This is a genomic window from Candidatus Collinsella stercoripullorum, assembly GCF_027669965.1.
GTDB classification, from domain to species: domain Bacteria; phylum Actinomycetota; class Coriobacteriia; order Coriobacteriales; family Coriobacteriaceae; genus Collinsella; species Collinsella stercoripullorum.
Genome location: NZ_JAQECM010000010.1, coordinates 38578 through 48688, shown reverse-complemented (window position 1 = coordinate 48688; position 10111 = coordinate 38578). Strand labels below are relative to the sequence as shown.

The 10111-nt window shown below is 70.2% G+C and carries 6 protein-coding genes; 1 reads left to right on the top strand and 5 read right to left on the bottom strand.

Annotation, left to right across the window (positions count from 1 at the left end; genetic code table 11):
• Positions 1 to 1211: RsmB/NOP family class I SAM-dependent RNA methyltransferase (locus PHA29_RS04075; protein ID WP_270848229.1), on the top strand; the 1211-nt coding region annotated here is incomplete at its 5' end.
• A gap of 153 nt (positions 1212 to 1364) precedes the next feature.
• Here the strand turns inward: PHA29_RS04075 and PHA29_RS04070 are convergent.
• The 5 genes from PHA29_RS04070 to PHA29_RS04050 all read right to left on the bottom strand — a co-directional run bounded on the left by PHA29_RS04070 (position 1365) and on the right by PHA29_RS04050 (position 10036).
• Positions 1365 to 1625 carry an FmdB family zinc ribbon protein gene (locus tag PHA29_RS04070; RefSeq protein WP_270403655.1) on the bottom strand — a complete coding sequence of 87 codons (261 nt, stop codon included), beginning with the start codon at positions 1623 to 1625 and terminating at the stop codon, positions 1365 to 1367.
• 176 nt (positions 1626 to 1801) lie between these two features.
• Positions 1802 to 5098 (bottom strand): 4-alpha-glucanotransferase, encoded by a 3297-nt coding sequence (locus PHA29_RS04065; RefSeq protein WP_270848228.1) that lies wholly within the window; start codon positions 5096 to 5098, stop codon positions 1802 to 1804.
• 184 nt (positions 5099 to 5282) lie between these two features.
• A complete protein-coding gene (gene glgA, locus PHA29_RS04060; protein ID WP_270848227.1) occupies positions 5283 to 7640 on the bottom strand; it encodes a glycogen synthase GlgA in 2358 nt (785 codons plus the stop codon).
• Between the two features lie 136 nt (positions 7641 to 7776).
• Entirely contained in the window at positions 7777 to 8886 is a 1110-nt protein-coding gene (gene glgD / locus PHA29_RS04055; protein ID WP_270403661.1) for a glucose-1-phosphate adenylyltransferase subunit GlgD, read from the bottom strand.
• Positions 8887 to 8890: 4 nt separating this feature from the next.
• A complete protein-coding gene (locus tag PHA29_RS04050) occupies positions 8891 to 10036 on the bottom strand; it encodes a glucose-1-phosphate adenylyltransferase (RefSeq protein ID WP_270403662.1) in 1146 nt (381 codons plus the stop codon).
• Positions 10037 to 10111: the final 75 nt, after the last annotated feature.

The window sequence follows — 10111 nt, the reverse complement described above, 5'->3', positions numbered from 1 at the left end:
AGGCGCTCGACGCCTTCCTCGCGAAGCCGAACAAGGTGTCGCCCCGCGTGCGCTGCGCCCTGCGCATCGCGGCGTTCGAGCTGCTCTACGGCGGCACCGCCCCCGAGGTCGCGGTGAGCCAGGGCGTCGAGCTCGTGCGCGCTTCGGCCCGGGGCGCGGCCGGGCTCGCCAACGCCGTGCTCCGCCGGGTGTCGGAGGCGCGCGAGGCGTACCTCTCCGCCGAGGACGTCGCCCCTGCCGGGCGCGCCGCGGGCGCCGAAGCGCGCCGCGCCGGGCTGCCGGTCTGGCTCGCGGCCGAGATCCGCTCTTCCTGCGGGGACGCCGCGCGCCCCCTGTTCGGCTCCCAGCTCGGCGTCGCGCCGCTCGCGGTGCACGTGAGCCCGCGCGCCGAGGGGTCCGTCGACGCCGCGTCGGTCGGGGGGAGCCCGTCGGCGCTGCCCGGTTGCATCCAGGGCGCCGACGGCCCCCGGCTCGTGGCGAGCGGCCTGTTCGAGCGCGGCGACGCGGCCGCGTCCGACCTTCGCGCCCAGCTCGTCGCCACGGCCGCCACGCGGCCCGGTACCTGCCTGGAGATCGGGGCGGGGAGGGGGACCAAGACCTACGTCATGGCGGCTCAGGGGCGCCGGGCCGGGTACGCGCGCGAGCACACGGCGCTCGACCTGCACGAGCGCAAGTGCGCGCTCAACCGGGGGCGCCTGGAGGCCGCCGGCCTCATCGACGGGGTGCGCCTCGTCACCGGGGACGCGCGCGACCTCGATGGCGCGCTCGCGGGGGCGGATGCGCCGCCGCGGCTGTTCGACACCGTGCTGGTCGACGCCCCCTGCTCCGGAACGGGCACGATGCGCCGCCATCCCGAGATCCCCTGGCGCCTCGACCCCGCGGATGCGCGCACCGGTCTGCCCGGCCTCCAGCTCGCCATGCTCGAGCAGGCCGCCGCGCACGTGGCACCGGGCGGCGAGCTGTTCTACGCCACCTGTTCGGTGCTTTCCGCGGAGAACCGCGCGGTGGTCGAGGCCTTCCTGTCCGGCGACCGGGGCGCCGGCTTCTCTCCCGTCCCGGTGTCGGGGTCCGGCATCTTCTCCCTCCCGGCGTTCGCCCCGGCCGCCGAACTGCTGCGCGTCTGCGAGGACGGGGACGGGATGTTCCAGAGCGTGCCGGCCCCGGGGTGCTACGACGGCCATTTCTGCGCGCGCCTGCGCCGGAGCGCCTAGGCCCCGCTCCGCCGTCCGGCCCGCGACAAGGTGCCCGACGGGATGCGCCCGCGCCTCCCGGCGCCGCGCCGACCCGGTCCATGCGAAGGCCGCCGCGCCGAAGGGGGGTCCCTCGGCGCGGCGGCCTTCGAGCGCTCTGTCGATCGCCGGTCGCTAGTCGTTCTTGTGCGGGCAGTTCTCGCAGCTGTGGCCGGCGGGCTCGGACGACCCGGAGGTCGCCGCGGTGCTCGAGGAGCCCCCGCGCTGGTCGGTGTTGTAGAACCCGGAGCCCTTGAACTCGATGCCGCTCGGCGAGAAGACCTTCTCGGCGTCGCCGCCGCAAGCCGGGCAGCTCACCGCAGGGCGCTCGGTCATGCCGTGCTCGACCTCGAAGACGGTGCCGCACGAGGTGCAGCGGTAGTCGTAACGTGCCATCTCAGCTCTCCTTGTCCCCGGCCGCGCGCACGCGGCCCCATCGTTCGTCATACGCTCGATACTCTACCCGAATCCGCATCGGGTCCCGCGGCCGCCGGCGCATCGACGGCGAATCTGCATGAGACCGCCGCCGCACCGGATCGGCGCGGCGGCGGGAGGGGCCGCGGGCCGGCGGGTCAGAGGCGGCCGGTCTCCTCCACAAGGGACCGGATGCGCGCGACGGCCGCGGTGACGTCGGCCTCATCGGCCTGCCACGACCAGTTGCCCTCGGTGGTCCCCGGGACGTTCATGCGGGCGTCGTCCCCGAGCATCAGCACGTCCTGCAACGGCATCATGACGAGGTCCGCGGACGATTCGAGCGCGGAGCGCATGATGGAGGCCGCGAGCCCCTCCCGCTCCTCGGCGGTCGCGTCGGCGCCCCAGCGCGCCCCCGTCCACCCCAGGAGCGTCGAGGTGTCGTGCGTCGAGGTGTAGACCACCTTGTCAGCCGCCGGCTTCACGCCGCCGCGCACGTCGTAGTCCTCGAACTCGAGCACGTCCATGCCGGGGAAGCCGCAGGAGGCGGTCAGCGCGCGCACGGCCGGCGTGAGGTAGCCCAGGTCCTCCGCGATGAACGGCAGGGGTCCGAACTCCTCGTGGGCGCGGCGGAACAGGTCGATACCCGGTCCGGGGAGCCAGCGGCCGGCGCTTCCCTCCTTGCCCGCGGGGATGTTGAAGTAGGACTGGAACCCCAGGAAGTGGTCGAGGCGCACGCGGTCGTACAGCGCGAGCGAGCGGCGCAGGCGCTCGATCCACCAGGTGTAGCCGTCCTCGCGCATGCGGTCCCAGCGGTAGGTGGGGTTGCCCCAGACCTGCCCGGTGGCGGAGAAGCGGTCGGGCGGGGTGCCCGCGATCTCGGTGGGCCTGCCCGTCGCGGACAGGGAGAACATCGCGGGCTCGCTCCAGGCGTCCGCGGAGTCGTCGGAGACGTACATGGGGATGTCGCCGACGATCTCGATGCCGCGCGCGTTCGCGTAGGCGCGCAGCTCCGCCCATTCGGCGTCGAAGCGGTACTGCGCGAAAGCGTGGAAGCGGCCGCGGTCGATGAAGCGGGCGTCGTCCAGGATGCGGACGTCGTAGCGGCTGTAGGCGCGCGGCCAGCGGTGGCGGCTCGCCCCGCGCGAGGCGTCGCGCACGGCCATGAAGGCGCAGTAGGGGTCGAGCCAGACCTCGTTGCGCTCCTGGAAGGCGATGAAGTCCGCGGAGTTCTGGCCGCCGTCGGACTTGAACCGCTCGTAGGCCGCCTCGAGCTCGCGGGGCGTCTCCTCGAGCAGGTCGGTGCTGCCGGCGAACGCGGAGGGCCCCGCGTAGGGCGATCCGAACGAATCGGTGGGGTTCACGGGCAGCACCTGCCAGTAGCGCGCGCCCATCTCCGCGAGGTGGTCGACGAAGGCGCGCGCCGGTGCGCCGAGGGTGCCCGGCCGGCCGTCCTCGTTGGGCACGGAGGTGATGTGGCACACCACGCCCCAGCCGCGTTCGAGCGGCTTCTGGAGGCGCTCCGCCTCATGGAAGTAGGCGACGGCGCTGCCGAGCGGCCACAGGGAGAGCTCCGCGGTCCCGTCCTCCCCGCGCACGAGGTCGGCGCCGCCGATGACGTCGACGCCGCGCTCGCCGCGGAAGGGGATCCTCACCGTGCGGAGCTCGGTCGTGCTGCGGTTGACGACGACCGTCGCGCTCTCGCCCTCCCCGCCGTCGCGGGTGTAGGAGAGGACGTCGTCGTCGAGCGCCTCGGCCTCGAGCGGGGCGGAGGTCAGCAGCGGGAGGGCGCGGCGCAGGGCCGAGGCGTTGCGCACCATGGTGAAGAAGTCACGGTCCTCGTGGCCCCAGGGGAAGGTCGCGCGGTTGCCGGGGTCGGTGAGCCCCTGCACGCCCGCCTCGTCGCCGTAGTAGATGGACGGCACGCCCTTGAAGGTCATCTGCATGAGGGCGGCGAGCCAGAAGCGGCCCTTCGCCAGCCCGAGCTGCTCGTCGGTGAGGCGCCAGGTGCCGCGCTCCCGCTCGGGGAGGGCGTCGATGTCGGGAAGGCCGCCGAGCACTGAGATGATGCGGGGGCGGTCGTGGCTCCCCAGCAGGTTGAGCGCGCAGTCGAGCGCCTCGGGCGGGTAGTTCTCGACGAGGCTCTCGATGGCCTCGGCCGCGTCGCGCGCGGTGTAGCCGGACCCCTCGCCCGTGAGCAGCCCGATCACGAGGTCGCGGAAGGGGTAGTTCATGGCCGAGTCGAGCTCGTCGCCCAGCAGGTAGCGGCGGAGCCTGCCGTAGGAGATCTTGTTGGACGCGTCCTCCCAGACCTCGCCGAGCACGAGCGCATCGGGCTTCTCCCGCGTCGCGGCCTCCTTGATGCCGGCGAGGAACTCGTCGGAGAGCTCGTCGGCGACATCGAGGCGCCAGCCGCTCGCCCCGGCGCGCAGCCAATGGCGGATGACCCCGTCTGGTCCCAGGATGAGCCGGCTGATGGCCTCGGAGCCCTGGTTGACGGCGGGCATGTTGCCCACGCCCCACCAGCAGTCGTAGGTCCCGTCGTCGTTGATGCGGAAGGCGTCGCGCCACAGGGAGTCCTCGTCGCCCGACCAGGCGCCTGGCTCGGGGTAGTTGCCGAACGCGTTGAAGTAGACCGAATCCGAGCCGGTGTGGTTGAACACGCCGTCCAGGATGATGGAGATGCCGAGCGCGCGGGCGTGCCAGCACAGGCTCCGGAAGTCCTCCTCGGTGCCGAGGAGCTGGTCGATGCGCATGTAGTCCGCCGTATCGTAGCGGTGGTTGCTCGCCGCCTCGAAGATGGGGTTGAGGTAGATCGCCGTGACGCCCATCTCGGAGAGGTAGGGGAGGTGCTCCTCGATGCCGCGCAGGGAGCCCCCGTAGAAGTCCCAGCTGCGGATGGCGCCCGTCTCGTCGCGGTCGTAGACCGGGGGCGTGTCCCAGTCCTCGACGATGTGCTGCTCGCAGCCCCTCCGCGGATGGGCGAGGCGCCCCAGGGCGCGGGTCCGCCAGTCGTCGTCGCGGGCGAAGCGGTCGGGGAAGATCTGGTACACGATGCCCCGTTCGTACCATGTCGGCCGCTGGGCGCGGTGTCGGTAGACGGTGATCTGGAAGGAGGGGACGTCGGCGCGGTCGTAGTAGGTGACCCCCTCGCCGCCCACATGGCCCTCGGGGGCGCCCACGCGGCTCTCGAAGCCGTCGGTGGTGCGGACGATGAAGCTGTACCACACGATGTTCGGATCGCTCCAGCTCACGGTGACGCGGTAGCCGCCCGAGCCGTCGGCCGCCATGGGGTAGAGCTGCTCGCCGACCCCGTCGATCCAGGTGCGCAGGGTGCATTCGATGCCCGCCGCGTCCTCCTTGACGACCTCGAGGGTCAAGGTGACCTCGGTGCCGGCGGTCACGGCCCCGAAGGGGGTCCGGTATCGGGCCAGACGGCTGTTGTGTCGAAGTTTCATAGCGGAATCCTTGCATGCGTACCGCGCGGCTGCGCGATAGGGGGTCGGTTCATTCGGCGTGAACGCCAAACGTACAGTTTAACGTAGTTGCGCCGCTTCTTGGGCGTTACGCGCGCGCAAAAGGGACGGGGAGCCGTGCGCGAGCTCGGCTCCCCGTCCGGAGGGCGAATCTTGCTCGGCCGTCCTAGCGCTTCTTGCGCGCGGGGGCCTTGCGGGCCGCGGAGACGCTCGTCGCCTTGGGCGCCTTCTCCTCCGGGGCGGCAGGTGCGGGCTCGGTCGCGGCGGGCTTCTTCGCGGCGGTCGCCTTGGTCGCCGGCACGGCGGCGGGCTCGTCGGATGCGGGCTTCTCCGTGGGCGTCGCCTTGGCCGCCGCGGTCTTCGCGGCAGCGGTCTTGGTGGAGGCGGGCTTGGCGGCCGCGGTCTTGGTCGCGGTGCGCTTGGCGGCCGTCGTCTTCGCGGCGGGCTTGGCAGCGGCCTTCGTCGCCGTGGAGGCCTTCGCGGCCGTCTTCGTCGTCTTCGCGGTCGCCGGCTTCTCCTCGGCGGCCGCGGCGGTCGCGGCGTCCTCCTTGGGGGCGGCCTTCGCGGCCGCGGTCTTGGCGGCGGACGCCTTGGTCCCGGCCGTCTTGGTCGCCGTCGTCTTCGCGGCAGCCGTCTTGGTTGTCGTCGCCTTCGCGGCAGTGGTCTTCGCGGCGGTCGTCTTGGTCGCCGCCGCCTTGGTGGCGGGGGCCTTCTTGGCAGCCGGCTTCTTCGCGGCGGTCGTCTTGGTCGCCGCGGTCTTCGTCGCCGTCTTGGTCGTCTTGCGGGCGGTCGTCTTCTTCGGCTCCGGATCGGCAGCCGGCTTCTCCTCGGCCTTCGGCTCCGGCTCGGGGGCGGGCTCGGCGTCGGCCTTCGGCGCAGCCGGCTTCTCCTCGGCCTTCGGCGCCGCGGGCTCGGGTGCGCTCACCGCGGGCTCAGCGGGCTTCTCGGCCGCCTGCTCGGGAGCGGCGGCCTCGTCGGATGCCGCCTCGGGCTCGACGGGGGCGGCGTCGGTCTCGTCGGCCTTCGGCTCGGCGGCCGTCTCAGGCGCAAAAGGGACGTAGCGCTCCATCTCGGGGTGCAGCCCGTAGTAGACGTCCATGTAGGCGGCGGCGGAGCGCGTCCAGCTGAAGTCCGCGTCCATGGCGTTGTCGATCAGCTTGTTCCAGGCGTCCTTGTCATCCCAGAAGGTGCGGGCGGCGCGGAAGACGGCATCGCCCATCTCGTCGCCGTTGAAGTGGGTGAACGTGAAGCCCGTGCCCTCGCCGGTGAACATGTTGTAGGGGATGACGGTGTCCTTGAGGCCGCCGGTCTCGCGCACGATGGGCAGCGTGCCGTAGCGCATGGCGATCATCTGGGACAGGCCGCAGGGCTCGAACAGCGACGGCATGAGGAACATGTCGGCGCCGGAGTACATGCGCTGGGACAGGTACGGGTCGAACTCGATGCACGCGGCCATCGAGCCGGGGTAGGTGCGCTCGAAGTAGCGCAGGGCCTCCTCGTACTCGGCGTCGCCGGTGCCGAGCACGGCGACCTGCACGCCGCCGGAGAGGATGCGGTCGAGCGAGTAGGTGACGAGGTCCATGCCCTTCTGGCGGGTGAGGCGCGTGACCATGGCCATGAGCGGGCGGTCGTCGCGGACCTCGAGGCCAAGCTCCGCCTGGAGCGCGGCCTTGCACGCGGCCTTGCCGGAGCGGTCGTCGCGCGAGTAGTTGGCGTGGACCCGCGAGTCGGTCGCGGGGTCGTTGCTCTTGAGGTCGAGGCCGTTCAGGATGCCGGACAGGACGTTCTCGCGGCGGCGCAGGACGCCGTCGAGGCCCTCGCCGAACTCGGGCGTGCGGATCTCCCAGGAGTAGGTGGGAGAGACGGTGGTGATGGCGTCGGAGTAGTTGAGGGCGCCCTGCATGTAGTTGATGGAGCGGGCGTCGCAGCGCAGTTGGCGGACGGCGGGCTCGATGTGCGCCATGCCGAGCACGTCGCCGAGGAGCATGTCGGTGAACTGCCCCTGGAAGGCGATGTTATGGATGGAGAACACGGTCTTCACGTTGCGGTACAGCGGCATGTCCATGTAGAACTCGCGCAGGAACACGGGTGCGAGCGCGGTGTGCCAGTCGTTGCAGTGCAGGATGTCGCACATGAAGCCGTCGGGCAGGTACTGCAGGCTCTCGCAGACGGCCTTGGAGAAGAACGCGAAGCGCTCGCCGTCGTCGAAGAACCCGTAGGGGTAGCTGCGGTTGAAGTAGTGCTCGTTGTCGAGGAACAGATAGGTCACGCCGTCGCGGACGATGCGCTTCATGCCGCAGTACTCGTTGCGCCATCCGAGGGGCACGTAGAACTGGCCGACGTGCTCCATCTGGGCCTTGAACTCGTCGGCGATGGTGGCGTACTTGGGCACCATGACGATGACGTCGGCGCCCGCCTGCACGAGCGCCTCGGGCAGGGAGCCCGCGACGTCGCCCAGGCCGCCCGTCTTCACGAAGGGCGCGGCCTCCGCGCTCGCGAACACGATCTGCAGTTTCTTAGCCATGGGAATCTTCTCCTGTTTAAGCTCACGGTCTTGCGAAATCGCCGCCCGGCGGACAGCCGGACGGCGATTCCATGATACCCCTGTTCGGCCTCCGTGGGGCGAGGGGGTCGGTTTTGTAACCGGACGGACGCGCCCGTTACTCGGTGATGGGGGCCTTCCCCACCACGAGGATGTCGCTCGGGGTGCCGCGCAGCTCGGTGTTGGCGGGCACCACGTTGTTCTTGTCGATGATGGCGTTCTCGACGCGGGCGCCGCTGCGGATGATGCAGCCCTGCATGACGATGCTGTTGATCACGCTGGCGCCGCTCTCGACGACGACCCCGCGCGAGAGGATGGAGTTGCGCACCGTGCCCATGATCTCGCAGCCCGCGGAGATGCGGGAGTTGCAGGCGAGCGAGCCGGAGGCGTACTTGGCCGGCGCGGCGTCGTGGGCCTTCGTGAGGATCGGACGGTCCTTCATGAACAGCTGGTTGCAGACGCGCGGGTCGAGCATCTCCATGCTGCGGCGGTAGTAGGTGCCCTCGTTGAACATGCCGACGGCCAGGCCCTTGAACTCGTAGCTGCACACGTCGATGCGGGCGAAGTCGGAGGCGATGGCCTCGAAGATGTCGAGGTAGTCCGCGGTGGCGTAGCGGTCGATGATCTCGAGCAGCAGCTCGCGGCCGATGATGAAGCAGTCGAGGAACTTGTTGTCGCCGTAGCGGCAGCCCTCCTTGACGCTCTGCACGCGGCCCGCGTCGCCGATCACGAGCGAGCTGCAGTCCTCGTGGTCGCGCTCGGTCTTGACGTAGACCATGGTGATGCCGGCGCCGCTGGTCTCATGGGCGTCGATGATGGCGTTCAGGTCCATGTTGAAGATGATGTTGGAACCCATGAGCACGACGTAGGGCTGGGTGGCGCGCTGGAACAGCGTCTTGTTGGAGATGATGTCGCGCAGCAGGAAGCGCATGCCGGTCTTGGTAGAGCCGTAGGGGTTGCCCGGCAGGGGGAACAGGCCGCCGCGCTTGCGGTCGAGGCCCCAGTCCTTGCCATGGCCCACGTGGTCGATGATGGAGCGGTAGTTGCCCGGCATCACGAGGCCGACGGTCCTGATGCCCGCGTTGGCCATGTTGGACAGCGGGAAGTCGATCAGGCGGTAGCGCCCCATGAACGGCACGGACGCAAGCGGGCGGCTGGCGAGCAGCTTGCCCTGCTCGATCGCGGTGTAGTTGGCTGTGATGTAACCGATGGCCTTGTTGTTGATCATCGGATCATTCCCCCTTCCCGATGACGACGTCGTTTCCGACGACGGCGGTGTCCCTCTGCGTGTCGACGCTGCCGAGCTTGACGCCCTCCTCGACGACGGCGTTCTCGCCCAGGATCGCACGGACCACATGGGCGCCGCTCTTCACGACCGAGCCGGGGAGCAGGACGGAGTCCTCGACGACGGCGCGCTCCTCGATGACGCAGTCGGTGGACAGGATGGAGTGCTTGGCGGTGCCGAAGACCTCGCAGCCGTTGGAGACCAGGCAGTCGTCGACGCGGCCGTCCGGGCCGATGTAGTGCGGCGGGCGGGTGGTGTCGTTGCTCATGATCGGAGCGGTCTTCTCGTAGATGTCGAACTCGGGGTTCGCGCCCAGAAGGCCCATGCTCGTCTCGTGGTAGCTCGCGATCGTGCCGACGTCCTTCCAGTACCCGTGGAACTCGTGGACGAACAGGCGCTTGCCGGCAGCCAGCGCGTTGGGGATGATGTCCCCGCCGAAGTCATGGCTGGAGCGCTGGTCGAGCGCGTCCTCCTCGAGGGCGTTGATGAGGAAGTCCGCGGTGAAGATGTAGATGCCCATGGAGGCCAGGTTGGAGTCGGGCTTCTCGGGCTTCTCGGTGAACTTGACGATGCGCCCCTCGTCGTCGGTGGTGAGGATGCCGAAGCGGCTCGCGTCCTCCCAGGGCACCGGCATGACGGCCACGGTCAGGTCCGCGCCGTTCTCGATGTGGCTGTCGAGCATCTTGCGGTAGTCCATGCGGTAGAGGGCGTCGCCGGACAGGATCAGGACGTACTCGGGGTCGTTCGCCTTGATGTAGTCCAGGTTCTGGGTGACGGCGTCGGCGGTGCCGGCGTACCAGGCCCCGCCGTCCTGGGTGGCGTACGGGGGCAGGATGGAGACGCCGCCGCCGCGCTCATCGAGGTCCCACGCCGATCCGCTGCCGAGGTAGGCATGCAGGCGGTAGGGGCGGTACTGGGTCAGCACGCCCACCGTGTCGATGCCCGAGTTGGCGCAGTTCGAAAGCGTGAAGTCGATGATGCGGTACTTGCCGCCGAAGCTGACCGCGGGTTTGGCGATCTTGGATGTGAGGGCCCCCAATCTGCTGCCTTGTCCTCCTGCGAGGAGCATAGCGATGCATTCTTTTCTGCTCATCGAATTCTCCTTCATTGCCTAAACGTCTCGGATACTGCCTTGCCTGTATGCGAGCGGTCCGCCGCCCGTGGCGGA

What these genes read in the sequence shown, in the direction of transcription:
- PHA29_RS04070 (WP_270403655.1), bottom strand. Translation starts at nt 1,625, where the DNA reads ATGGCACGTTACGACTACCGCTGCACCTCGTGCGGCACCGTCTTCGAG.
- PHA29_RS04065 (WP_270848228.1), bottom strand. Translation starts at nt 5,098, where the DNA reads ATGAAACTTCGACACAACAGCCGTCTGGCCCGATACCGGACCCCCTTC.
- glgA (WP_270848227.1), bottom strand. Translation starts at nt 7,640, where the DNA reads ATGGCTAAGAAACTGCAGATCGTGTTCGCGAGCGCGGAGGCCGCGCCC.
- glgD (WP_270403661.1), bottom strand. Translation starts at nt 8,886, where the DNA reads ATGATCAACAACAAGGCCATCGGTTACATCACAGCCAACTACACCGCG.
- PHA29_RS04050 (WP_270403662.1), bottom strand. Translation starts at nt 10,036, where the DNA reads ATGAGCAGAAAAGAATGCATCGCTATGCTCCTCGCAGGAGGACAAGGC.